Source organism: Streptomyces sp. NBC_01264 (assembly GCF_026340675.1).
Taxonomy (GTDB): domain Bacteria; phylum Actinomycetota; class Actinomycetes; order Streptomycetales; family Streptomycetaceae; genus Streptomyces.
Map to the genome: position 1 here is coordinate 1,598,433 of NZ_JAPEOX010000001.1, position 24,366 is coordinate 1,622,798.

General features: G+C 72.5%; 22 protein-coding genes and 2 pseudogenes. 13 read left to right on the forward strand and 11 right to left on the reverse strand.

Going from position 1 to position 24,366, the window contains the following annotated elements; all coding sequences use genetic code 11:
* Positions 1 to 96 precede the first annotated feature (96 nt).
* The 4 genes from OG435_RS07200 (at position 97) to OG435_RS07215 (ending at position 2,839) form a co-directional block, all read left to right on the forward strand.
* Positions 97 to 828, forward strand: a complete 732-nt coding sequence (locus OG435_RS07200) for a class I SAM-dependent methyltransferase (protein WP_266875990.1) — start codon at positions 97 to 99, stop codon at positions 826 to 828.
* 171 nt (positions 829 to 999) lie between these two features.
* The gene (locus tag OG435_RS07205) at positions 1,000 to 1,788 is read left to right on the forward strand and encodes a hypothetical protein (RefSeq protein ID WP_266875991.1); all 789 of its coding nucleotides are present in this window, start codon (positions 1,000 to 1,002) and stop codon (positions 1,786 to 1,788) included.
* 61 nt (positions 1,789 to 1,849) lie between these two features.
* Complete coding sequence (locus OG435_RS07210) at positions 1,850 to 2,329, forward strand: SAM-dependent methyltransferase (protein WP_266875992.1); 480 nt, start codon at positions 1,850 to 1,852, stop codon at positions 2,327 to 2,329.
* A 123-nt stretch (positions 2,330 to 2,452) separates the two neighbouring features.
* Positions 2,453 to 2,839, forward strand: coding sequence for a hypothetical protein (locus OG435_RS07215; protein ID WP_266875993.1), 387 nt, complete (start codon positions 2,453 to 2,455; stop codon positions 2,837 to 2,839).
* Positions 2,840 to 2,905: 66 nt separating this feature from the next.
* Here OG435_RS07215 and OG435_RS07220 read toward each other — a convergent pair whose 3' ends face one another.
* Together OG435_RS07220 and OG435_RS07225 are read right to left on the reverse strand one after the other, a co-directional pair.
* A complete protein-coding gene (locus tag OG435_RS07220) occupies positions 2,906 to 3,469 on the reverse strand; it encodes an MOSC domain-containing protein (RefSeq protein WP_266875994.1) in 564 nt (187 codons plus the stop codon).
* A gap of 20 nt (positions 3,470 to 3,489) precedes the next feature.
* On the reverse strand, positions 3,490 to 3,672 hold the full coding sequence (locus tag OG435_RS07225; RefSeq protein ID WP_266875995.1) for a hypothetical protein: 183 nt from the start codon (positions 3,670 to 3,672) through the stop codon (positions 3,490 to 3,492).
* A 257-nt stretch (positions 3,673 to 3,929) separates the two neighbouring features.
* Here OG435_RS07225 and OG435_RS07230 point away from each other — a divergent pair, with 257 nt between their 5' ends.
* The 4 genes and pseudogenes from OG435_RS07230 (at position 3,930) to exaC (ending at position 11,487) form a co-directional block, all read left to right on the forward strand.
* Complete coding sequence (locus tag OG435_RS07230) at positions 3,930 to 6,899, forward strand: DEAD/DEAH box helicase (protein WP_266875996.1); 2,970 nt, start codon at positions 3,930 to 3,932, stop codon at positions 6,897 to 6,899.
* 5 nt (positions 6,900 to 6,904) lie between these two features.
* Complete coding sequence (locus tag OG435_RS07235; protein ID WP_266875997.1) at positions 6,905 to 8,206, forward strand: SWF or SNF family helicase; 1,302 nt, start codon at positions 6,905 to 6,907, stop codon at positions 8,204 to 8,206.
* A 133-nt stretch (positions 8,207 to 8,339) separates the two neighbouring features.
* Positions 8,340 to 9,596, forward strand: a pseudogene (locus OG435_RS07240) (transcriptional regulator); the annotation flags it as partial.
* Positions 9,597 to 9,963: 367 nt separating this feature from the next.
* Positions 9,964 to 11,487: an acetaldehyde dehydrogenase ExaC gene (gene exaC / locus OG435_RS07245; protein ID WP_266875998.1), complete on the forward strand. Its 1,524-nt coding sequence runs from the start codon at positions 9,964 to 9,966 to the stop codon at positions 11,485 to 11,487.
* A gap of 1,077 nt (positions 11,488 to 12,564) precedes the next feature.
* Here exaC and OG435_RS07250 read toward each other — a convergent pair.
* The 7 genes from OG435_RS07250 to OG435_RS07280 form a co-directional block, all read right to left on the reverse strand.
* Positions 12,565 to 13,161, reverse strand: coding sequence for an alkaline shock response membrane anchor protein AmaP (locus OG435_RS07250; RefSeq protein WP_266875999.1), 597 nt, complete (start codon positions 13,159 to 13,161; stop codon positions 12,565 to 12,567).
* 61 nt (positions 13,162 to 13,222) lie between these two features.
* Complete coding sequence (locus OG435_RS07255; RefSeq protein WP_266876000.1) at positions 13,223 to 14,146, reverse strand: DUF6286 domain-containing protein; 924 nt, start codon at positions 14,144 to 14,146, stop codon at positions 13,223 to 13,225.
* Between the two features lie 89 nt (positions 14,147 to 14,235).
* The gene (locus OG435_RS07260) at positions 14,236 to 14,475 is read right to left on the reverse strand and encodes a hypothetical protein (RefSeq protein ID WP_266882311.1); all 240 of its coding nucleotides are present in this window, start codon (positions 14,473 to 14,475) and stop codon (positions 14,236 to 14,238) included.
* An 11-nt stretch (positions 14,476 to 14,486) separates the two neighbouring features.
* Positions 14,487 to 14,972, reverse strand: a complete 486-nt coding sequence (locus OG435_RS07265; protein WP_266876001.1) for an Asp23/Gls24 family envelope stress response protein — start codon at positions 14,970 to 14,972, stop codon at positions 14,487 to 14,489.
* A gap of 765 nt (positions 14,973 to 15,737) precedes the next feature.
* The gene (locus tag OG435_RS07270; protein ID WP_266876002.1) at positions 15,738 to 18,350 is read right to left on the reverse strand and encodes a cation-translocating P-type ATPase; all 2,613 of its coding nucleotides are present in this window, start codon (positions 18,348 to 18,350) and stop codon (positions 15,738 to 15,740) included.
* A complete protein-coding gene (locus OG435_RS07275) occupies positions 18,350 to 19,216 on the reverse strand; it encodes a universal stress protein (RefSeq protein WP_266876003.1) in 867 nt (288 codons plus the stop codon). Before OG435_RS07275 ends, OG435_RS07270 begins: the two co-directional genes overlap by 1 nt.
* Positions 19,216 to 20,118: a universal stress protein gene (locus tag OG435_RS07280; protein ID WP_266876004.1), complete on the reverse strand. Its 903-nt coding sequence runs from the start codon at positions 20,116 to 20,118 to the stop codon at positions 19,216 to 19,218. Before OG435_RS07280 ends, OG435_RS07275 begins: the two co-directional genes overlap by 1 nt.
* A 285-nt stretch (positions 20,119 to 20,403) precedes the next feature.
* Between OG435_RS07280 and OG435_RS50065 the strand changes: the two genes are divergently transcribed.
* The 5 genes and pseudogenes from OG435_RS50065 to OG435_RS07305 all read left to right on the forward strand — a co-directional run bounded on the left by OG435_RS50065 (position 20,404) and on the right by OG435_RS07305 (position 23,166).
* Positions 20,404 to 20,742 (forward strand): CBS domain-containing protein, encoded by a 339-nt coding sequence (locus OG435_RS50065; protein WP_323187793.1) that lies wholly within the window; start codon positions 20,404 to 20,406, stop codon positions 20,740 to 20,742.
* Positions 20,696 to 21,028, forward strand: a complete 333-nt coding sequence (locus OG435_RS50070; RefSeq protein WP_323187794.1) for a BON domain-containing protein — start codon at positions 20,696 to 20,698, stop codon at positions 21,026 to 21,028. Before OG435_RS50065 ends, OG435_RS50070 begins: the two co-directional genes overlap by 47 nt.
* Positions 21,029 to 21,161: 133 nt before the next feature.
* Positions 21,162 to 21,413, forward strand: a pseudogene (locus OG435_RS07290) (universal stress protein); the annotation flags it as partial.
* 9 nt (positions 21,414 to 21,422) lie between these two features.
* A complete protein-coding gene (locus OG435_RS07295; RefSeq protein ID WP_266876005.1) occupies positions 21,423 to 21,938 on the forward strand; it encodes a universal stress protein in 516 nt (171 codons plus the stop codon).
* Positions 21,939 to 22,284: 346 nt separating this feature from the next.
* Positions 22,285 to 23,166, forward strand: coding sequence for a universal stress protein (locus OG435_RS07305; protein WP_266876006.1), 882 nt, complete (start codon positions 22,285 to 22,287; stop codon positions 23,164 to 23,166).
* A 26-nt stretch (positions 23,167 to 23,192) separates the two neighbouring features.
* Here OG435_RS07305 and OG435_RS07310 read toward each other — a convergent pair whose 3' ends face one another.
* Positions 23,193 to 23,780 (reverse strand): Rv1733c family protein, encoded by a 588-nt coding sequence (locus OG435_RS07310; protein WP_266876007.1) that lies wholly within the window; start codon positions 23,778 to 23,780, stop codon positions 23,193 to 23,195.
* Between the two features lie 27 nt (positions 23,781 to 23,807).
* A complete protein-coding gene (locus OG435_RS07315) occupies positions 23,808 to 24,323 on the reverse strand; it encodes a flavodoxin domain-containing protein (RefSeq protein ID WP_266876008.1) in 516 nt (171 codons plus the stop codon).
* Between the last annotated feature and the right edge of the window lie 43 nt (positions 24,324 to 24,366).

Below are 24,366 nucleotides of genomic sequence, written 5' to 3' on the forward strand. Positions count from 1 at the left end.
TATGACAGAGATACGTTCATCTTCGATCACGCCGGGTACCACCTTGCACACGTTCCGCAGGCATGTGCCGGAGCACCGGTGAGGGATCATGGGCACATGAGCGAAGAGCGTACGCAGGACCACACCGGGGACCGGGCTCAGGACGGGACTCGGGACCGGGTTCGGGACGGGATTCGGGACGGGGCTCAGGACGGGGTTCGGGAACCCGCTCGGGAGCGGCCCCGGGACCAGACGCGGGACCGCGGCCACGTCCAGGAGTTCTTCGGGGCGCGCGCGGCCGGCTGGGATGGCAAGTTCCCCGGGGACGGGCCCGCCTTCACGACCGCCGTGGGTGAGTTCGGGCTGCGTCCCGGCGACCGGGTGCTCGACGCCGGCTGCGGCACCGGGCGGGCGCTGACCGCGCTCCGCGCGGCCGTCGGCCCGTCGGGGACGGTGCTCGGCGCCGATGTCACCCCGCAGATGCTCGCCGCCGCGCAGGAGGCCGGCCGGGACGCCGCGGGCGCCCTGCTGCTGGCGGACGTGGCCCGCCTGCCGCTGCGCGACGGGGTGCTGGACGCCGTGTTCGCCGCCGGCCTCATCGCCCACCTGCCCGACCCCGGGGCCAATTTGCGCGAGCTCGCCCGGGTCGTGCGCCCGGACGGCCGGCTCGCACTGTTCCACCCGATCGGCCGGGCGGCCCTCGCGGCGCGCCACGGCCGCGAGCTGACCCCGGACGACTTGCGGGCCGAGCACAACCTCGGCCCGCTGCTGGCCGGTTCGGGCTGGCGGCTGACCTCGTACGCCGACGAGGACGCCCGCTTCCTCGCGCTGGCGGTCCGTACCGCCTGACGTACTCCCTGAGCACCGCGGCGCGGCGTCGGTGGCGCCGAACCGTATCCGTGCCGGGCCGCACGGCCCTCCGTGCAGGTGGCGGGCTCGGAAATCGGCTCCCGCCAGCTCTCGACGCGGTGGTTACTCGCTGGTTAGGGTGCGCCGACGAGAGAACGACCGGGAGGCCACGTGTCCGAAGAGGAGGACGGCGGTTCGCTGTACGTGCTGACCGCCGTGCTGCTGACCCCCGCGCAGTTCCCGAGCATCCTGGGTGACGACTACCCCGAGGCCTGCTCGCTGCTCGGCGTGCCGCCTGCGGCCGCCGGGTACGGCCTGGTGCTGGGGCAGGACGAGGAGGGCGCGCGCTGGACGGTCGTGATCGACGACGTCTCGCTCGCGGCCATGGCCATCGCCTCGTGGGACTGCGGGATGGAGTACGACCTGTCGCCCGACGAACGGTCCATCGTGGTCTCACTGGCCGGCTGGCCGCTGGCGCTCACGGTGGCCACGCCCGGGATCCCCGATCCGCACGATCCCGAGCAGGGCGCGGACGGTACGGGGCGGGTGCCGCTGGCCCCGCCGTCGGCCGAGGCCTGGGGTCCGGTGCAGCGGCGGATGGGCGCCGACCAGATAGCCCGGGAGTGGACCGACTGGAGCGCGCGCGTGGCCACGGACGGCGGGGCCGCGGCCGCCGCGCACCCGGGACTGGCGCGAGCCCTGGAGGAGGCCCTGGGCTACACCCAGAGCCCGCCGCCGCCCGGCAGGGTGCGGTCGGCCTTCGCGGGCGAGGAGACGCGGACCCTGCGCGCCGACGGGCCGGGGTGGTCGCTGGTGGCCCGTACGGACGGGGCCGCCTTCGTACTGCTCGACGAGGAGCCGAGCGAGGTGCTGGCCGTACCGCACGAGGCGCACGGAGAGCTTCCGGAGCTGTCGGAGCTGCTGGCGGCGTTGGACCGGGTCGCCGTGCGGCCCGCCTGAGCGGGGTCCGCTCGCGGGGATGCCCGCGTGCGGTGCTGGGATCGAGGGGGAGGACGCGCTGATGGATCCGGTGGAAGTGGTCCCGGTCGGCACGGTGGTGGGCGGCCGCTCGGCGGTCGTCGACGACGACTGGGGGCGGGAGACCGCGGTGATCCGCCTGGACCGGGAGCGGTTCGGTCCGGAAGCCCTCTACGGACTGGAGGACTTTTCGCACGTCGAGGTGGTCTTCCACTTCGACCGGGTGCCCGAGGACAGGATCGAGGCGGGCGCGCGGCGCCCCCGGGGCAATCCCGACTGGCCGCTCGTCGGCATCTTCGCCCAGCGCGGCAAGAACCGGCCCAACCGGCTGGGGCTCTCGCGCTGTCGCGTCCTGAAGGTGGACGTACTGGCGGCGGACGGCCCTGAGTTGCACGTGGAGGGGCTGGACGCGGTCGCGGGCACGCCGGTGCTCGACCTCAAGCCGTACATGACGGAATTCGGCCCGCGCGGCGAGCACCGCCAGCCGCAGTGGGCGACGGAGCTGATGCGCGACTACTACTGAGCCGCGCGGGGTGGGGTCGGGGCGCCGAGTGTAGGCTCCGGGATTCCGTGAGCACCTGCGGCAGGCCGCGAAGGGAAGCTCGGGGAACAGGGCCGGTGCTGGGCGAACCGACAGGAGTGCGGCATGACTGTGGTGACCCGTCTGGTCACTTACACCGATCTGGACGCCGGCGGTACGAGCGCGCGGCAGTTGTCCGTGTCGGCACGGCTGGAGGCCGTACTCGCGGACGGACGCAGCGTGGTGCTGCTCGACGATCGCGGCTGGAGCTCCTCGGGCCCGGCGGGCCTCCTCGCGTCGACCTCCGGCGAGGACCTCGAGGAGACGGCCCGGACGGTGGTCGGGCCGGACGAGCCCTTCGACGGCATGACACGGGAGCAGATGGCGGCCGGGCACTGGGGCCACCTGGCCGACGTCCTCGGGCAGCACGGGGTGGACGTGGCCGCGCACGAGTTGGAGCGGCTGCCCCATGACGTGGTGCTCAGCGCACGCCTTCGGGCATGGATCGGCTGAGGGACCGGGCGGGAGACCGGCCGTGAGACCGGCCGAGTGGACCCGGCCGGCCCCGGGCTCTGCCGGTCAGACCCGGTCGAGCGGGATGTGCGGGGTCGGGGGGAGGGTGACCTCGATGGTGTCGCCGGGGTGGATCGTGCCGCCCCGGTGGACCACGCCCATGATTCCGGCCTTGCGGAGCAGGTTGCCCTCGTCGTCCCTGCTCACCACCTGCTTGAGCAGCCCGTGCTGGAAGTTGTCGATCTGCAGGCACGGGTTGCGCAGCCCGGTGACCTCGACCACCGCGTCCGCCCCGAGGCGCAGCAGGGTGCCGGTCGGCAGGCCGAGCAGGTCGATGCCTTCGGTGGTGACGTTCTCCCCGAGCTGGCCCGGTTCGACCTGGTGGCCGGCCTCGGCCACCTCCTCGAAGAGCTCCCGGTGGATCAGGTGCACCTGCCGGAGATTCGGCTGCGTGGGGTCCTGGGCCACACGGGAACGGTGCTTGACCGTGACCCCCGCGTGGACGTCCCCCTCGACCCCGAGCCCTTCGAGGAGCCTGATGCTCTCGCGCGTGGGCTTGGTGAACGAATAGACCGCGTTGCTGCTGACCGCCGCGACCTGCGCCACGCCTGCCGTACTCCCCGTGCTCATGGTTGGCCCCCCTGCCGCCCTCAGCGGCCGATCTGCTTCCTGGATATACCCCGCAGCCTACGACGCTGGGAGGAGTCCAACAGCAGGTAGGCGGCCACGGGGACGCCGATCAGGACCAGCAGTCCGGCCCAGAAGCCGACCGCCCAGAACAGCACGATGGCTGCCACCACACCGGCAACCGCGATCTTTCCGCTCGTGGACATCTGCGGCACCCTCTTTCTCCGTCGGTCGGCCACTACCCCGCACAACGCGCGCTCCCGCCCCCGCGTTCCCGCGCCGCGGTCCCGCTCGCACATTTCCTTCCCGTCCCCCCGTCCCCCCGTCCCCGCATGTCGGCTCGCTCGCACGCAGACGTACGCAGGAGGAAGTGACCCGGGTCACGGTGTCGCCGTGGGCCCGGGCGGCCGCGGGTGCGTTACTCTCGGCCACCCTGTATTCGGTAGTCAAGTTTGAGGAATGCGTGCTCCCAGCGATCTCCGGTCTCATCCCCTGCTCCGCCGTCTTCCTCCCCGCCGAGCCGGCCCGCGACGGCCGGATCGCCTTCTGGCAGCTCGACCCGGACGGGCCCGACCCGGACAGGCCTGACCTGGACGGGCCGCCCGCCCCGGACGAGGGCCTCCACCTCGGCGGCCGGGGCACCCCCCAGCGGCTCACCATCGTCACGCCCGACCTGCGGCACACCACCGTGACGGCCCTCGTCCTGCCCCTCGCCGAGGCCCTGCCCCTGCTCACCCGGGTCCGGTCCGCCGCGTCGGCCGGGGCCGCGCCGTTCTGGGGCGCCGCCGCACTGCTGGCCCTGCGCTTCGCGGCCCGCGGACTGCTGCTGCCCGGCCTGAGCCCCGCCGGGTACGACGCCTGGCGGCTCGGGCCGCTGGACGCCGCCGACCTGGAGGAGGTCCGGGAGCTGGCGGCGGCCATGCCGCCCGACGCGCACTGCGTACCCGTGGACCCCGGCGCCACCGGCGCCACCGGCGACGTCAGCGCCGGGGGAGGCACCCGGGCAGGCACCGGGCAGCCCGACACCGCCGCCCCGCCGCGGCTGCCCGCCGCGGAGCCGCTGCTGCGCGCCTTCCTCGACGCCGTCGCCGACACCCTGCCCCGCTCCCCGGCCGCACCCGCCGCCGCCGGCGGTCCCGCCTACGCCGCCCGCCCGGCCCGGCTCCACCCCGAACTGCGCGACTGGGCCGCGGAGGTCGCCGCCGGGCACGACGCCGGGGTGCGCGTCTCGCTCCGCATCGAGGTGGACCCCGAAGCCCGGCCCCCCGCCTTCCGTGCCGTCCTGCAGATGCACGGCCTCGCCGACGCCACCCTCGTCGCGGACGCCGCCGACGTCTGGGCCGGCTCCGGACCCGCCGCGGCCGCCTTCCCGCCCCGCGCCCGTCTGGACGCGCTCCGGGCCCTGCGCCGCGCCGCCCGCCTGTGGCAGCCGCTCGCGCCGCTGCTCGGCGCCGCCGTCCCCGACGCGGTCGACCTGGCCGACGAGGAGGTCGTGGAGCTGCTCGGGGAGGCCTCCGCAGCCCTGGCGGCCGACGGGGTGCAGGTGCACTGGCCGCGCGGGCTCGCCCGTACGCTCACCGCGCGGGCCGTCGTGGGCAGGCCCGCCGCCGGCTCGGACCTGCCGGGCCTGGCCGGCCCGCTGTCCGCCACCTCGGCGCACCCCGTCGGCTGGCGCTACGGCCTGGGCGAGCAGGGCGATCTGACCCTCGACGAGCTGGACCGGCTCGCCGAGTCGAAGCGGCCCCTGGTCCGGCTGCGCGACCAGTGGGTCCTGATCGATCCCGCCGCGGCCCGCCGCACCCGCGCCCTCGCCGGCCGGCTCCGCGAGGTGACGGCCGCCGACGCGCTGGCGGCCGTACTGACCGGCTCGGCGGAGCTCGACGGCACGCGGTACGACGTAGAGGCCACCGGTCCGCTGGAACGGCTCCGCACCCTCCTCACCGCCGATCCCGGGCACCCCGCCGCGGAGCATTCCGACGTACAGGCCCCGGCCGCCCTTCGCGCCGCGCTGCGCGACTACCAGCTCCGCGGCCTGCGCTGGCTCGCCCGGCTCACCGGGCTCGGTTTCGGCGCCTGCCTCGCGGACGACATGGGCCTCGGCAAGACCGTCACGCTGATCGCCCTGCACCTGCACCGCCAGGAGCAGGTGCACGAGGGTCCGACTCTGGTGGTCTGCCCGGCCTCCCTGCTGGGCAACTGGCAGCGGGAGATCGAGAAGTTCGCCCCCGGCACCCCCGTGCGCCGCTTCCACGGCCCCGGCCGCGAACTCGAAGGGGCGGCCGGTGCACCCGCCGGTGGATTCGTCCTCACCACCTACGGCACCATGCGCCTGGACGCGCCCCGACTCGCCGCCGTGCGCTGGGGCATGGTGGTCGCGGACGAGGCCCAGCACGTCAAGAACCCGCGCTCCTCGACCGCCAAGGCCCTGCGCACCATCCCGTCGGCCGCCCGCGTGGCCCTCACGGGCACCCCGGTCGAGAACAACCTGTCCGAACTGTGGGCCGTCCTCGACTGGACCACGCCCGGCCTCCTCGGCCGCCTCGGCACCTTCCGCACGCGCTACGCCGAGCCGGTCGAAAGCGGTCGCGACCCGCGGGCGGCGGCCCGACTCGGGGCGCTCGTAAGGCCGTTCCTGCTCCGCCGCAAGAAGTCCGACCCGGGGATCGCGCCCGAACTGCCGCCCAAGACCGAGACCGACCACGCCGTGTCCCTGACCCGCGAACAGGCCGGGCTGTACGAGGCGGTCGTGCGCGAGACCCTCGCCGCGATCGCCGCAGCGGACGGGATGGAGCGCCGCGGGCTCGTCGTCAAACTGCTGACCTCGCTCAAGCAGATCTGCAACCACCCCGCGCAGTACACGAAGGAGCCGCACGGCCCGAAGGAGTCCGCCGCGGCGGGCTCCGGCAAGCTGGAGCTCCTCGACGAGCTGCTCGACACGATCCTGGCCGAGGGCGGCTCGGTGCTGGTCTTCACGCAGTACGTGACGATGGCCCGGCTCATCGAGCGCCATCTGACCGCGCGCGGCATCTCCCACCAACTGCTGCACGGGGGCACGCCCGTTCCACGCCGCGAGGAGCTCGTGGACCGCTTCCAGGCGGGCGAGGTGCCCGTCTTCCTGCTCTCCCTCAAGGCGGCCGGCACCGGCCTCAACCTCACCCGCGCCGGGCACGTCATCCACTACGACCGCTGGTGGAACCCGGCCGTCGAGGAACAGGCCACCGACCGCGCCTACCGCATCGGCCAGACCCAGCCCGTCCAGGTCCACCGGATCATCGCCGAAGGCACCGTCGAGGACCGTATCGCCGAACTCCTGGAACGCAAACGGGCCTTGGCCGATGCCGTGCTCGCGGGCGGCGAGGCCGCGCTGACCGAACTGAGCGACGCGGAGCTGGCCGAACTCGTCGCCCTCCGCCCGACCGCCTCCGGGAAGTGACACGGATGAACGCGCAGGACCCGTACGAGAAGACCTTCCCGGCCCTGGCGCCCGCCCCGGGCCGCGGCTTCGCCCACACCTGGTGGGGCCATGCCTGGCTGCGCGCCCTGGAGGACAGCGCGCTCGACGGACAGCAGGTCAAGCAGGGCCGCCGGTACGCACGTTCCGGCGCGGTCGGGGCCGTTTCCGTACGCCCGGGCGGGCTGACGGCCGTGGTGCGCGACCCGGACGGGACGGCGCACCGGACCGACGTGCTGGTCCAGGAGTTCACGGAGGCGGAATGGGACCGGCTGCTCGGCATGGCCGCCGCCGAGTCCGGCCACATCGCGGCGCTGCTCGACCGGGAGGTCCCGCCGGAGCTCGCGGAGGACGCGGCGGCCGCCGGGGTGGACCTGCTGCCCGGGATAGGCGACCTCGATCCGCGCTGCGACTGCGAGGAGTGGGACCACTGCCCGCACACGGCGGCGCTCTGCTACCAGGTGGCGCGGCTGCTGGACGAGGACCCCTTCGTGCTGTTGCTGCTCCGCGGGCGGGCGGAGGCCGGTCTGGTGGCCGAGCTGGAGGAGCGCAGCACGGCGGAGGCGGAAGCGGGATCTGCGGACTTCGCACCCGACGTCGGCGTGCTCGCCTCCGAGGTGTACGCCGAGGCCCCGGCCCTGCCCCCGCTGCCTCCGCCCGCGGCGCTGCCGGACGGGCCGGGCCAGCCTCCGACGCTGGACACGGAGTCGGGGACGGAGCCGCCGGGCCTGGACGTGGACGGGGTGGAGTTCCTGGCGCAGGCGGCCGCGGCGCAGGCGTACCGGCTGCTCGCGGAGGCGCTTGCTCCGGCCCACGCGGACCACGCCCCGCAGCCCGGGCCCCCCTTCGCGTACGACGCCGTACGGCTCACGGCCCAGGCCCACGACCTTCGGGTCCGCTCCCGCCTGTCGGAGGCTTCCGACAGGGACCGGGCGGCCATGGACCGGGCCGTACTCGCCTGGGGCTTCGGCGGGGCACAGGCCGTCGCGGTACTGGAGGAGGACTGGACCCCGGACCGGGCGTCGCTCGCCCGGGCCAGGGCCGCGCTGGCGGCCGCCCGGGCCGACGGGGCGGAGGCGGACACGGACGACGCCGACGCCGACGCGCCGGCCCCGACGCTGCGCCGGGTCCGGTCCCGCTGGACCGAACCGGGCGGCGACCGCCAGCTCCGCCTGGGCCGCGACGGCCGCTGGTGGCCGTACCGGCGCGCGGCGGACCACTGGCTCCCGGCGGGCCCGCCGTCCACGGACCCCGCGGCTGCGCTGGCCGCGCTGGACCCGGAGGAGTAGGCCCGGGACGGCGCGCGCACCGATCGGGACCGGCCGAGCTTCGTCACGCACTGGCCGACGTACCGCTTGCCGGGGCGGCGGGCCGGTACGACGATGGGGCGCTCCGGGTACCACGGCACCGCGAGAGGGCGACATGGACGATCCTTCTGTGGCTCTGCCGGGCGGGGCCGACCCCGCCGAGCGGACGCGGGAACTACGGGCGGCCCACGCCGCGTTCACCCGGGACGGGCGGGTCGAGGCCCCGGTGCGGGCGGTCATCGCGAGGTCCTGGCGCCGCTGCGCCCGGGCCCGGGTCAGCCCGGAGTGCGCGCCCCGGATGGAGCTGGCCGGGGCGGAACTGCGGTCGTACCGGGAGCAGCATCCGCTGGCCCGGGTGCTGCCGCTGTTCCGGGACCTCGTGGGCGCCTTCGCCTCGGACGGGGCCCATCTGCTGGCGGTGTGCGATGCGCGGGGCAGCCTGCTCTGGGTGGAGGGCGAACCCGCCACGATGCGGCGCGCGGAGGGCCTCGGCTTCGTGCCGGGTGCCCGCTGGGCGGAGACGGCGATGGGCACCAACGCCCCCGGCACGGCGGTGGCGGTCGGGGAGCCGGTCCAGGTCTTCGGCGCCGAGCACTTCAGCCGTCGGGTGCACCCGTGGACCTGCGCGGCGGCTCCGGTCCGCGATCCGCACACCGGAAGGCTGCTCGGGGCCGTCGACGTCACCGGGGGCGACTGGCTGGCCCACCCGCACTCCCTCGCCTTCGTGGCGGCGGTGGCGTGCGCGGCGGAGGCCCGGCTCGCCCTGCTGGATCCGGGGCCCGGGGCAACCGGGGTTCCCGGGGACCGCCTCACCGCACTCGGCCGCGAGGAGGCGCTGCTGACCAACGGTGGCCGCGAGCTCCGGCTCGGGCGGCGGCACAGCGAGATCATGGCGCTGCTCGCGCACCACCCAGAGGGGCTGTCGGGGGAGGAACTGTCGATCGCCCTGTACGAGGACGAGTCGGTGTCGCCGGTCACCCTGCGCGCCGAAATGTCGCGGCTGCGCGGCCTGTTGGGTCCCCGGGCCCCGCTCTCCCGTCCCTACCGCACGGCCGTGCCGCTGGAGGCCGACTTCACCGCCGTCACCCGCCACCTGGCCTCCGGAGCCGTCTCGGCGGCCCTGGCCCGCTACCCGGGCCCGCTGCTGCCCGCCTCCACGGCGCCCGGCATCGTCCGGCTCCGGCGCCGCATCGAGGAGCAGGCGCGGGCCGCGGTGATCGCGCGGGCCGACCCGGGGCTGCTCACCGACTGGGTGTGCAGCCCGTGGGGCGCGGAGGACGCCGAAGTCTGGCGGGCCCTGGCGGCCGTACTCCCTGCCGCCGGCCGGACGGCCGCGCTGGCCCGCGTACGGGCCATCGACGCGGAACTCGGAGCGGAGGGCCTGCAGACGGACCTCGGAACGGACCCGGACCCGGGCGCGGGCCTCAGAACGGACCCGGGCGCGGGCCCCGGCACGGGCCTGGGCGCAGGCCTCGGAACGGGCCTGGGCGCGGAACTCGGCAAGGCCCTCGGAACGGGACCGGGCGCAAAACACGGCTCGCCGGCCGCACACTTGCCGGTCGCCGGGCCGCCCGCGCGCCGTCGGCCGGCGCCGGAGGGGACCCCGACCGCCACCGCGCCACCGCCCGCGGCGGTCCGTTCACCGCGCGGCCGCGCAACGTACCGGCAACCTGCCCGCCCCTAGCCTCACGTCGAGCACCGGCCGATGGCGGCCGGCGCCCGGCAAGGGGAGGTCCTCCATGGCCCGTTACGCTGCGCCCGGTACCGAAGGCGCGCTGATGTCGTACGCGTCCCGCTACGGCCACTTCATAGGCGGCGAGTACGTCGAGCCCGCCCTCGGGCGGTACTTCGCCAACCCCTCCCCCGTGACCGGCGAGACCTTCACCGAGGTCGCGCGCGGCACCGCCGAGGACGTCGAGCGCGCACTGCACGCGGCGCACGCCGCCGCGCCGGCATGGGGAAGTACCTCGATCACCGAGCGTTCCACGATCCTGCTGCGAATCGCGGACCGCATGGAGCGGAACCTGGAAGCGCTCGCGGTCGCGGAGACCTGGGAGAACGGCAAGCCGGTCCGCGAGACCCTGGCCGCCGACATGCCGCTCGCCGTGGACCAGTTCCGTTACTTCGCGGGTGCGCTGCGGGCCCAGGAGGGGGCCCTCAGCCAGATCGACGAGGACACGGTGGCCTATCACTTCCACGAGCCGCTGGGCGTGGTCGCCCAGATCATCCCGTGGAACTTCCCCATCCTGATGGCCGTGTGGAAACTGGCGCCGGCCCTGGCCGCGGGCAACACGGTCGTACTGAAGCCGGCCGAGCAGACCCCGGTGTCCGTCCACTACTTGATGAGCCTGATCGCGGACCTGCTGCCGCCGGGCGTGGTGAACATCGTCAACGGCTTCGGCGAGGAGGCGGGCAAGCCGCTCGCGTCCAGCCCGCGCGTGGCGAAGGTGGCCTTCACCGGGGAGACCTCCACCGGGCGGCTGATCCTGCAGTACGCGGCGGAGCATCTGAAGCCGGTGACGCTGGAGTTGGGCGGAAAGAGCCCCAACCTCTTCTTCGACGACATCTGGACCGCCGACGACGACCTGCGGGACAAGGCCCTGGAAGGCTTCACGATGTTCGCCCTCAACCAGGGCGAGGTGTGCACCAGCCCGTCGCGCGCCCTGATCGAGCGCGGCCGCTACGGCGACTTCCTCGACGCGGCGGTGGCCCGCACCGAACTGATCGTGCCGGGGCATCCGTTGGACACGGACACGATGATCGGCGCGCAGGCCTCGGCGGAGCAGCTGAAGAAGGTGCTGTCGTACGTGGAGATCGGCCAGCAGGAGGGCGCGAAGATCCTGACCGGCGGGCAGCGCATCGACCACGGCGGTGAACTGGCGGGCGGGTTCTACGTCCAGCCGACCATCTTCGAGGGCGACAACCGCATGCGGATCTTCCAGGAGGAGATCTTCGGCCCGGTGGTGTCGGTGACCTCCTTCCAGGACTTCGACGACGCGGTGCGCATCGCGAACGACACGGCGTACGGCCTGGGCGCCGGCGTCTGGACCCGCGACATCAACACGGCCTACCGCGCGGGCCGCGCGATCCAGGCGGGCCGCGTCTGGACCAACTGCTACCACGCCTATCCCGCCCACGCCGCCTTCGGCGGCTACAAGCAGTCGGGCATCGGCCGCGAGACCCACAAGATGATGCTGGAGCACTACCAGCAGACCAAGAACTTGTTAGTAAGCTATTCCCCCAAGAGGCTCGGCTTCTTCTAAGAGTTGAGCACAGCGCCTGACCTGCACAAACGACCGGTCAGGCACCGCGCCCTGCTCTCCTGATGGCTACCGAAGCCGCTTGATTCCTGGGTTCATTTGCCTCCGGAATCCCACTTCCCAGAGAAGGTCCGGGCCAGTCACGGACCAGCGCGATCACCGGTCCACCACGCATACCAGCAGACAGTGGCCGCCTTGGAGCCCGTAGCCACCGTCCACCCCGTCTGCGCAGTGAACGACCCGCCCCAGACGTCGAGCAGCAAGCGGCTCTGGTGGACGTGTCTCTCGGTCTGCACCGGGCTGCCATCACCGTCGGCGTGGGCGACAACTGCCACGTCACCGAATCATCTTCATAATCGTCATCAATGACGGCCCACTCTCCGATTTCACGGAGCATGGGCCGCGGCCGGAAGGCAGGCCACGACTGCCCCGTGCGGCTTTGTTCGGCCTGCGGGCCGCCGTGCTAGAGCCGAGCGGGATGCCCGAGATCCGGTCGGCCGCCGTGAGGCGGAGCGTCACGGCGGCCGACGGGGCTCTCGCACTCAAACGCTCCGGACACGGCCAGGCCGCCACCGGCGGGGGTGACTCTGTCCCGGGATGGCTTGTCGAGGCGGTTGCCGACCAGGGCGACCTGATCCTCGACCAAGGTGGCACCCAGCAGCCCACGCACCGTCGTGGTCAAGGTGATCTCGTTGCCCCAAGAGCCGCCCAGGCCCGGTAGCCCGGTGCTGAGGGTGCCGCTGACGGGTGCACCCTCACCTTGCCCAGACAGGTGATGACGGCCAGGCCTGTCGCGCTGTGGCCGATTTCGTCGCTGGCGTGAACCGCGACCGTGTTGGCGACACCCCCGAGCACGAGTAACTCCCCGACCAGGCGACCGTGCCTCCAGAGCTGTGCGCGGAGACGACCTTCGCGTCACGGTCCAGGCCAGGACCGCGCTCTCCGGCAATCTGGCCACCTACGCCGGGACTGTGCTCCCGCACCGGCCGTCGCAGACTGAGTCCTGCGAAGGCAGGTACAGCGCTCCACGTGACGCGTCGCCAGCCCCGTACAGGACCCGGCCAACGTCGCGCCTGCCGATCAGCAGGCGCGACGCCCCTTGTGGGAGGCAATGAACAATCGGACCTCGACCGGTAGGTGCGGCCAGTCGGTCGAGGTCCGGGCATCCTGGATCGGCCCTGCCTGCAGGATGTTCAGGACCTCGCGCAGGTTGCCGGTAGGGGTCATGATCACCGTAAGGTCCATTCGGGGGCTGGTACCCCCGCCGTTCAGGCGTACGTGGGCCTGGTGGACTCCGGGGACGGCCAGAGCTTGTTCCCGGACGGCCCTAGCCAGCGCCGAGCCACGTACGGTGATGGACCCTCGTTGTGCAGGTCCGCCCACGGGAGCATTGCGGGGCATGAAGCCGGGAAGTTGCCGCAGCAGCCAGACGAGCCCGAACAGCACGACCAGGGCCAGTACGGCCAGGGTCACCGGCAAGGACCCCGGCCATGCGGCAACGCCATCGCGTGCAGCGGAGCGCAGGGCCTCGCCCGGGCTGGTGGGTATCCACTGGGGTGGCCGAGGCAGGTCCCAACGGCGGTACAGATCGAGGCCGGCGGCCAGAGCCAAGCATCCGGCGCCGAGCAGGGTCGCCCCGATCGAAGCCAAAAGGGCACGGTTGACGACGGGTTGCACTCGCATGACAGATCCCCGGGACGAAGTTTGGCCATGTGGCAGTGGGTGCGGGCTCCGGGCGCTAGGACGTGCGCCGTCGGGTGCGGAGCGTCAGGGCCGGGGAGTGGGTCAGGCAGAGCCCGTCCAGCGCAAGATTCAAAGCCTGGCTCAGATCCGTGTCGATCTGCTGCGGATCGCCGAAGCTGCTGACAGCTCGCACGGTGATCCGGCGTCGTAGGCGTACTCGCGCGGCGGTGACGCCCGGCACGCTCAGCGCCGCATCGCGCATCGCGTCGGCTGCGCTGGCACGGTCCAGGCTCGCCCTCAGCAGCTGTTCCTGGTCCTGGTCCTTCCGACGCAGGGGCAGCAGACGGCGACGCCCAGCGGTCAGTGCCAGGACGACGAGCCACAGGCCCAGCGTGGCGCAGAGTCCCGCTGCAAGCACCGGCCAGGCGCTGCCCAGCGGATGATCGGTCAGCTGGCGGACCACCAGGCTCTGGTCCCAGCGGGGCAGATGCTCATGCCCGACGGCCACGACGTCGTAGCTGACAAGTCCGGACCCGGCCATCACCAGCACGGCTGTCAGTGCGGCGGGGATCCGGCGTGCCGACCACCAGCGGTACGGCACGCGCGCCGCGTGGTTCACGGCCGCGCCGTCAGCCCCGGCGAGCGCCGGACTACGGAACGCAGGATGGGCTGGTGGCTTGGCGAGGTCCACCGCCGGGCCCCGGGCCGTGCCGGCGGGGTCGATGATGAAGTGCTGGATTTCGACCCGCACCTCGGGGACATGAAGACCCGTCATTTCGGCCAGGCGCACGGCGACGTGGTCCTGCAGCCGGGTGCAGACCCCTGAGAGATCAGCCGGGTAGGGCAGATGGATCTGCAGCGCTACCCGCACCGCACCCCCGGCGGTGGCGATCCGCGCGTGCGGTGCCCTGCTGCGCCGTCCGGGGCTGGCGTGCGCATCGAGCGCGTCGTCCGCCAGGCGGGCGGCGAGGCGTGCCACGACCCGGCCCTCAATATGGGTGGTCCCGCGCCCCGGAGCCGCCACGGCCTGCTGTCCGTGGGGCTCGGGCGGCACCAAGGCGGTTCTCATCATCGACCTCGCCGTGCCCCCAGAAGGGCGCCCAGGTCCAGGCGCCCCTCCAGAACAAGCCCCGTCACCAATCCCGCCGCTCCCATGACGGCCACCAGCAGGAAGGCGAAGAATCCGCCGAAGTAGCCGGCGAACGCCAGGGCCATCCCGGCCAGCAGGCCGATGGCGGCGCTGTGTTCGCCGGGGTACCGCCCCGGCTCAGTGCCCGACGCGTGCTCGCGCCAGGTCGTGCGCTCCACCGGGGGAGGCGTCACTGCACCCGGCTCTCGAGGGGTGCGGCCTCGTCCTCGTCCTGGGGCAGGTGGACGTCGACGACGGAGATGTTGACCTCCACGACCTCCAGGCCGGTCGTCCGCTCCACCTCGGAGATGACGTGTGCGCGAGTGCCTGCGGTGATGTCGAGGATCGCGACGCCGTACTCGACCACCACGTCCAGGTCCACGGCCGCTTGGCGCTCGCCGACCTCGACCTTGACTCCGCGGGAGAGGTTCGAGCCTCCGCCGGGGACGTGGTCGCGCATCGCGCCGATGGCACGGCTCATCCCGGCGCCCAGGCTGTGGATGCCAGGGACTTCGCGGGCAGCCATACCGGCGATCTGCGCCACCACGCTGTCCGCGATCGTCGTCCGGCCCCGAGACTCCGGTGCGGGCAGGTCGGCAGTGCTCCGTTGGCGCAGGTCCTTGCCATTGGTGCTCGGCACGCTCTCGATGGGGCCCCGGGTCATGGTGTCGGTCATGTTGTCTCCTTGAGGCAGGCGCCTCGGGTGCTTCGGAGAAGCACCGCATCTTCCTGCTTGCACCGACAGTGTGCTCGGGATAGGCCAGCGGCCGAAGGGCCGAACGGCCCAATGCGCCGGACCACTTGGACCCCGCCATCGCACCGCCATGCCCCCACCAGAGAACTGCGCCACGCAGGTGCGGCGCACGTATGCGCGATACTCCGCGTCGCCACACGAGCAACACAGCCTCAAGGCGATCAAGGTCAACCTCGTCGCGCGGATCGCCGAAGCGCACCGGCAAGGCTGGCTCGGTATGGCTGGACGAAGAAGAGCCGACGACTGACGGCCCCCGGCCCTTCTTCCTCCGGGAGCCGCCCATCCACGAAGTGGCCCTGGTCTGACGCTGTTCAGCACGTCGTGCGCAAGCCGACGCGGCCGTCACGGCGCCGCCATGGAGATCCCGACGGCCGGCCGTCCTGGGAGCGGTCTGCCCGTCGGGCTCGGGTTAGGGCAGGCGGATGGTCGGCACCGTGGGCGCGGACATAAGGACTTCGCCTGGCACGGGCGGCCGGACATACAGCCGTTAGACGCCCGCTTCGCTGCCGCGTCCGACCAGACCTCATAGCTGACCCACGGGACGTGCTCGTAGGTGTCGGTGTAGCTGTAGTCCCAGTCCCACAGGTTGGCGTCGAAGGCGAAGGTGCTGTCGTTGGTGAACGGCCGTGTCCTGTGCTGAGAGGCTGCATGCCGAACAGCCGGAACCCCGGCCAAGGGCGTTTCGCTTCAGCCGTGGGAGTTCGCCGTCGTCCGTCGCTGCGCGTGGAACGCCGTCCGTACGAAGCGGGCGGCGATGAATCCGGTCAGGGCTGTGGCCGCCGCCAGTCCGATGCCGGTCAGGTCGAGCGGTTCGGTTTCCAGGATCGAGCGGAGTGCGGGGAGGTAGAGCGCGGCTGCCGCGAGGAGTGCGGAGGCGAGGACTGCCAGGGGAAGGAAGAGGTTCTCCTTGGTCAGGAGGCGGGCTCGCAGGCCCAGGACCACTCCGAGCTGGCCGGCGAGCAGGGCGAGGAAGAGCACGCTCTGCCACGGCAGGTCCCAGGCGCGTGCGGTGAGGGCGGCTGCGAGGCAGGAGGCGGTGACGACGGTGGCGAGCAGGAGGAGTCGCTGCCAGGCTCCGGCGCCGAGGATGTGCTGTCCGGGCGGGCGGGGAGGTCTGTTCATGACGCCCGGTGAGACCGGTTCTGCGCCCATGGCGACACCGGTGAGGCCGTGGGTGAGGAGGTTGATCCAGAGGATCTGGCCGGCCCGCAGGGGCAGGGGGAGACCGATGAGGGGGCCGGTGAGCATGACGAGGATCTCGGCCGTTCCACCGGCCAGGCCGTACACGAGGAAGCGGCGGATGTTGTCGTAGACGCGACGGCCTTCCTCGACCGCCGCGACGACCGTCGACAGTTCGTCGTTGGTGAGCACGAGGTCTGCCGCCTGCCGCGCGACCTCCGTGCCGCGCGCGCCCATCGCGACGCCGATGTCGGCCTGGCGCAGGGCGGGTCCGTCGTTCACGCCGTCGCCGGTCATCGCGGTGACGGCGCCGTGGGAGCGCCAGGCTTCCACGATGTCCAGCTTCTGCTGCGGATTCGTACGCGCGAAGACGCGGACGGTGGTGAGGTCCTCGACCCGGCCGGCGGTGAGGTCCGCACCCGTGACCACGTTCTCGTGCGTGCTGTCGGAAGAGAGCAGGCCCACCTCGGTCGCCACGGCGCGCGCGGTGGCGGGGTGGTCGCCGGTGATGAGGATGGGGGTGATGCCCGCCGCCCGACAGGCGGCGATCGTGGCCGCGGCCTCCGTTTTGGGCGGGTCGCTGATGGCGACCAGGCCGAGCAGGTGGAGGCCGGTCTCGGCGTCCGCGGGGTGGTCGGGGGCCTCGTCCCGTGTCCCTGAGGCGATGGCAAGGACGCGGAAGCCGCGGGCAGCGAGTAGCGCGGCCTGCTGTTCCGCTGTGTGGAGCAGGTCCGTGGGGTCGGCGAGGACGGCGGGGTCGAGGATCGCTTCGGGCGCGCCCTTCAGGCACACGAGCACCCGGTCCTCGGGTGTGGTGTGCAGGGTGGTCATGCGTTTGCGCAGGCTGTCGAAAGGCGCTTCGTCCGCGCGCGGGTGGCTTTCGTGGAGGCTGGCCTGATCGGCGCAGCCCGCCTTGACCGCGGCCGTCAGGAGGGCCGCCTCGGTGGGATCCCCCATGGGGGTCCAGCGGTCGTCGGGCGCGGCGGATCCCGTCGGCGGGCGGATGGAGGCGTCGTTGCAGAGTGCCGCTGCGGTCAGCAGTTCGCGTAGCGGCTCCCATTCCCTCGGCGTCGGGCGTCGGCCGGCGATCAGGACATCGCCTTCCGGCTCGTAGCCGACGCCGGAGAGGTCGGCCGTGGCATGGGGCATCCAGACCTGCTGGACCACCATGCGGCCCTCGGTGAGGGTGCCGGTCTTGTCCGTGGCGAGGACCGAGACGGAACCTAGCGTCTCCACGGCGGGAAGGCGGCGTACGAGCGCGTGCCGCGTGGCCATCCGGCGGGCGCCGAGGGCGAGGGCGAGGGTGACTACGGCGGGCAGGGATTCCGGTACCGCGGCGACCGCCAGGCTGATGGCCGTCACGGCCATGATCCCGACGGGCAGGCCTTGCAGGAGGCCCAGTACGAAGACGATCAGGCACAATCCGAGGGTGGCGGCGGCCAGGATCCGTCCGAGGGAGGCCAGTCGGTGCTGCAGCGGGGTCGGCTCCCGACCGCCTTCGAGGAGGGCGGCGATACGGCCGAGCGCGCTGCCCCCGCCGGTCGCCGCAACGGTGGCCACGCCCCTCCCCCGTACGACGACCGTTCCGGCGCTCAGGGCCGTACCCGGCTCCTTGCCCACCGCGACGGACTCGCCGGTGAGCATGGACTCGTCGACGAGGAGGGCCGATGCCTCGGTGAGTTCGGCGTCGGCGGCGACGATGTCGCCCTCGCCGAGGAGGAGAACGTCACCGGGTACGACGTCGGTGGCCGGGACTTCGCGCGGTGTGCCCTCCCTCAGCACGCGTGCGCCCGGGGCCGACATGGCCGAGAGTGCGGCCACCGCGTTGTCGGCGCGGATCTCCTGGGTCACGCCGACGGTGGTGTTGAAGAGGATCACCAGGCCGATGACGATGGAGTCGGCGTGGTCGCCGATGGCGATCGTGAGCAGGACCGCGCCGATCAGGACCATGACCAGGGGGTCTCGGAGCTGTGCCAGGACCCGGGCGTACAGGGGTGCGGCCGGCCGGGCGGCGATTTCGTTGCGGCCGTGCTCGACGAGGCGTCGCCCGGCCTCCCGTTCGGTGAGTCCGCCGGGTTTCAGCGGGGTGGCGGGTGCTTGGCTGGCCGCGGGCGCGGACATCAGGTCCCTTGCGCGAGGGGGACAGTGATGACCGGGCAGTGTGCCCGGTGCAGCAGTCCGTGGACGACGGAGCCGAGCCGCATGCCGGTGTAGCCCCCGTTTCCACGGCGGCCCAGGATCACTACCAGTGCGTGTTCGGCCGCCTGCGCCAGCTCCTCGACCGGGTGGCCCGCCAGCACTTCGTGGGTGAGCGCGACGTCCGGGTACTTCTCCGACCAGCCGGCGACCGTCTCGTACAGCATGCGGCGCTGCTCCTGGAGACCTTCGTCCCTGTTCTGGAACGAGAGCAGGGGCAGGCGCCACACCGAGATGGCCCGCAGCATGCACCCGCGAACGCTCGCTTCCTCGAAGGCCACGGCCAGCGCCGCCTTCGAGGACTCGCTGCCGTCGACCGCGACGACCATGTACGGCGACAGTTGGCTGACGTGCTCCGCATCGCCGACGACCACGACCGGACAGTGCGCCTGCGCGACGACGGGCACCACCAGCGAACCGGCACTTAGGAACTCCTCGGTGCGGCTGAGGTGTCGCGAACCGAGCACCAGCATGGGGGCCTTGAGGGAAAGCCGGCCGAGGACGGGGGCGGGAAGCCCGTCGAGCAGGTGGGTGGACGGTTCGAGATCCGGGTGACGCGAGCGCGCCCACACGGCGGCCGCTTCGAGGGTTTCCGCTCCGGTCCGGCGCAGGTCGATGCGGTGCGTGCCCCCGTCGGCGTGCTGGGTGTCGTGTTGCGGTGGCACCACCAGGACGAGACCCAGGCCGAGCGCCCGGCGGTGCGCCTCGTCGGCGGCCCAGGCCAGGGCCATGTGCCAGTCCCTGACCGGGTCGATGCCGACGACGATCTCACGGTCCGTCATGTTCTTCATCACGACTCGTTCCCCTGGTCGTTGGCGTGCCGCGGGATGAGCAGCACGGGACACCGTGCGTGATGCAGGAGGCTGTGGCTCACGTGCCCGAGCGTGCGCCCGATGTAGCCCGGCGAGCGCTTCCCGCCGACGACCAGCAGGTCCGCGTCCTGCGAGGCCTCGGCCAGTACGCCAGCCACCGAGAAGCTCCTCTCCAAGTCGGCGTGCACGGTCAGATCCGGGAACTCCTCACGGATCAGGCCTGCCATGGCCGTCAGGCGCTCCACGTGCCGACCGCTGACCTCCTCGACGTCGTCGAGCATGCTCACGACGTTGCCGACGGAGTGCAGCGGGCTCCATACGTGCAGCAGCCGCAACGACGCCTTGCGCAGCCCCGCTTCGTGCGCGGCGTACCGGACGCAGTCGAGGTCGTGTTCGTCGTGGACGCCGGCCAGCACGCTGCCGGTTTCGCCCCGCGGGTCCGTGCCCCGCACCACGACGAGGGGGGTGGTGGCGCTCGCGGCGGCCTTGAGTCCGACGGAGCCGAGCATCAGCGAGGTGAACCCGCCGAGACCGCGGTTGCCGATGACGATCGTGCCGTGGACGCCGGCGGCCCTGTGGAGGCTGAGTACGGGTGCGTTGCGGCTGAACTCCATGGTGACGTACAGATCGGGATGGAGTTCCGCTACGGCGGCGGCGGTGTCATCGAGTAGTTCGCGGCCCGCGGTGCGGACCCGTTCGATGGTCTCCACCGATGCGTAGACGGCTCTGCTGTCCGTATCCGCGGCGTGGACGATGTGCAGGGTGCTCCCCCGCCGTACGGCTTCGGCCGCGGCCCACAGGACTGCCCCGCGTGCGGGGTCCGACCCGTCGACGCCGACGATGACCGTCCCGAGTTCCGGACCGGCAGTGATGCCTTCCATGTCTTCTCCTGATCGAGGGCCATCGTGCTTGCCCTCTCACGCTGGCATCGCGGGCGAGTGGCCGGCGAGGGCCATAGGGGCCAGGGCAAGGGCCGACCGGTCCCTCCCCGGTTCCCCTCCCCGGCGCTCGGAATCGGCGCACGCCCCCGTGGACTGACCCGGTCGGCCCTCTCACAGGACCGTTCGGCCCTCGATACGGATGCCGGCGGGGCGGATGGTGGCTGGTACGGGTGGTGCACACCAGCCCTCTGCGCCCCCGCATGACGACGTACAGGAGGTCCGGTCGTGAAGCACACCCAGGTCGGCGAGGTGATGTCGGCAGATGTCGTCTCGGTGGACCGTTCGACGACGTTCAGGGAGATCGTCAAGCTCCTCGCCGACCACGACATCACCGGACTGCCCGTCGTGGACGGGGACGACCGGGTGGTCGGCGTCGTCTCCGAGAGCGATCTGCTCGCCCGCAAGGCCCTGACGGCCGCCGACATCATGACGGCTCCCGCAGTCACCATCCGCGCGGCGGGAAGGCGTCTCGGAGGCCGGGCAGCTCATGACGCGCCTCGGTCTGCAACGCCTTCCGGTGACCGACGAGGAAGAACGCCTCGTCGGCATCGTCACCCGGCGTGACCTCCTGCGCGTCTTCCTGCGCCCCGATGCCGAGATACGGCGGCACGTGAGCGAGGACGTGCTGTCGGAAAGCGTCGGGGCGCCCACCGGGGCGGTGGACATCCACGTCCTGGACGGTGTCGTGACCCTCGCGGGCCGACTGGAACGGCAGAGCCAGATCCCCCTCGCCCTGCGACTCACCGCACGACTGGACGGCGTTGTCGCCGTGGTCGACGAGCTCACCGCCCGCACGGACGACTCCCGTCTGATCCCACCGGAGCGCGGAGCACAACCCATCACCTGGTGACCGCGGAACACTCCGCGCAGCCCGAGGAGGCCACCGTCATGAACCACCACGTAACCGTCGGCGTCGACGGCACCCCCAGAGCCTCTCCGCAGCCCGCTGGGCAGCCCGCGAGGCCACGCTCCGCGAGGCCCCCCTGCGGATCGTCCACGCCGAGGACTGGTCCTCCGGCACCCTGATACCTGAACTGGACCCCGGGACGCACGACCGCTGGGCCGACGAGGTCCTGACCTCCGCCACCGACGAGCTGAAGCAGGCGTATCCCCGCCTGGAGATCTCCGCCCGTCGCCTCTCCGGCAGGCCTTCCACGGCTCTGGCGGCAGAGGCCGAGAGCGCCGGCCTGCTGGTCCTCGGCTCCCGCGGGCTGGGCAGTGTGGTCGGCTTCATCGTCGGCTCCGTGGGCCTGTCCACCCTCACCGCCACCGAGACGCCCGTCGTCCTCGTACGGGCGGAGGAGGACGACGGGGAGAACGCGGCCCGCACCCCGTACGGCGAGATCGTCGTGGGCGTCGACATCCACCAGTCCTGCGACAGGGTCCTGGCCTTCGCCTTCGAAGAAGCCTCGCGCCGTGACTGCGCGTTGCGGGCGGTACACGGCTGGAAGCTCCCTCCGGCGTCCGGCTACTCGCCCGTCCTCAAGGCCTCGGTCGCACGCGAGGTCGACCACACCGTCGCCGAGATGCTCGACGACATGCTCATGCCCTGGCGGATGAAGTTCCCGGACGTACGACTCGAGGAGCAGACGTTCATCGGATCGGCGGGACGTGAGCTCGTCCAGGCCACCACGGGCGCGGACCTCGTCGTCATCGGGCGCCGCATCCGCCGCTCGCCCATGGGCACGCACCTCGGCCCGATCGCCCATGCCGTGCTCCACCACACGGCCGCACCGGTGGCCGTACTCGCCCACGACTGACCGCCGGCCAGAGCCGACCGTTACCGCTCCACACCCGGCAGCCCTGCCGGGGGACCTGCGCGCCCGCTCTCCGAGGAGGACTCGTGAAGGACCTGAGCACCAAGGTGGCAGCGGAGCGGCAAACCCGCCTCTCCCGCCGGGCGCTGCGCGTCATCGCGTACGGCGCACTCATGACGGACGAGTACCCGCCCTTGCGGCTCGACCTGGGCGGTGCCGAGCCGCAGCTCACTCCGGACACCGCCCGGCAAGGGCCGGTCGGCTCAACAACGGACTCCTCGGCCCCCCTTGGAAGCGGTGGCCGGGACGGAGTCTGGAACTCACACGTCAACTCAGGGAGATGGGCACCATGGCCAACCTTGTGACCGCCGGCCTCGACGGCTCGCGCGAAAGTGTCGCTGCGGCCCGATGGGCCGCGCACGAAGCAAACCTCCGCGGGGCACCTCTGGCCCTGGTCCACGTGGAGGAGTGGCTGGAGCGGCCCCCTCTCACCGTCGCGACGAGCGAAGTCCAGAGCGAGTGGGCGCAGGGACTGCTCCGCGAGGCCTCCGAGGAGATCAAGGGGCTTTACCCGAACCTGGAGATCACCTCCCGCCGGCTGTCAGGGATCCCGGCTACGGCCCTGGCCCACGCGGCTGCCTCGTCGGACATGCTGGTGCTCGGTTCCCGAGGGCTAGGCGGCATCGCCGGGTTCATCCTCGGGTCCATCAGCGCCGGGACCATCGCCGCAACCGATCAGCCGATCGTTCTCGTCCGGGCACCGCACGATGAGGCCACGCCCGCCGAGGAGCGCGGCACCGATGGCCCGATCGTGACGGGAGTGGACATCGGGCGCCCCTGTGACGCACTGCTCTCCTTCGCCTTCGACGAGGCGGCACGCCGCGGGTGCGCCCTGCGGGTGATCCACGCCTGGTCACCGCCGCCCGTCGTCGGCTCCGGCTACAGCTACGGTCTCGATCTCGGCGTGCAGGAGGAGATAGGTCGGGGGATCGCCACGGCCGTGGACGAGATGATCCGCCCCTGGTGCGAGAAGTACCCCTCGGTGGCGGTCGCCCCCGAGGTGTTCATCGGCCAGTCCGCGATCCAGCTCGTGGACGCATCCAAGGGTGCCGCGCTGGTCGTGGTCGGCAGGCGCATCCGGCGCTCCGCCTACGGCACCCACATCGGCGGGATCGCCCACGCGGTCCTGCACCACGCCGCCGCGCCCGTCGCCGTCATCGCCCACGAGTGAAGGCACCTCCCCGGCCGGTGAGCGCCTCAGTCGTCGTCGACTCCTGATTGAGTGGGCAGTCGGCCCGACCAGCCGGGTTCCACGCGCTGCCAGTCCCGTCCCCACATGGACAGGCTGCGCGCATGGACGGTTCGGAGCCTCAGGTGGACGACGCCTGCGGCTGTCAGCGCGATCAGGGCCGCGGCAGTGGCACCGACGGTCATCGCGGCGAAGGCCCGCTCGCCCGCGGATGGGTGCCCCTGGACCGTACGGCCCGAGTCGTCCACCCAGATCACGACGGGACTACCCGCGGGGGTTTTGGGCTGGACCGTTACGAGTCCCGTGCGCCGGGTGGCCGAAGGGTACTGCCAGGCAGCCTGTGCTACGGACGCGGCGGCACCGCCGCTCCAGGAGTCGGGTGCGTGCTCGGCGGCCCCGAGCGTGGTGGCCGTGATCCGGTGCGCGTGCTCGGCCTCTTCCCGCGCAGTGCGGTTGTCGACGTTCCACACGGCCAGCCCGACGGCCACTCCGCAGAAGGCTGCGACGAGAGCCGACAGGACGAAGGCGACGAGCCACCGGGTGCGCGTGCGGTCAGATTTCCGCCGCAACGGATTGGGCGGTGTTCCGTGAAGCATGGCGGGCCTCCGGCACCAGGAGTCTTCCTACGGGGCGGGTGAGGCGGCCGCGGTGAGTTCGGCACCGATGTGGTGGGCCCAGGCCTGGATGCGCTCGGGGTTGCGGAAGTCTCCGGCCTTGCCCTGGCGTACGAGGGTGCGGGCGAGCAGGCCGGGCGTGCCCTCCGTGAGGCTGCCGCCGAAGGTGACGTGGTCGCGGGCGCCGAGTTGTCGCATCTGCCTGGCGACGGCCCTTACCGGCGGGATGTCGTTGCGTTCGGCGGAGGAGTCGACCGGTCCGCTGCTGAACAGCCAGACGGGACGGTGCTTCAGATACCGGGCGTTGCGCTTCGCGCAGCGCCGGGCCCGTCCGTTCCACCGCCCCGCGTACAGGGATCCGCCCAGCACCACCCCGTCGTAGCCGCGGACGTCCGTGACCTCGTCGGCCGGGACCACCCAGACGTCGATGCCGTCCTCACGCAGTGCCGATCCGATCTGCTCCGCGATCCCGGCGGTCGCACCGTGCTTGCTTCCGTAGGCGACCAGAACCTGTTTCGCACTCATGCGCTTCCTCCTTCGGTCGTTCCTGCGAGCCCGTGCGTGATGC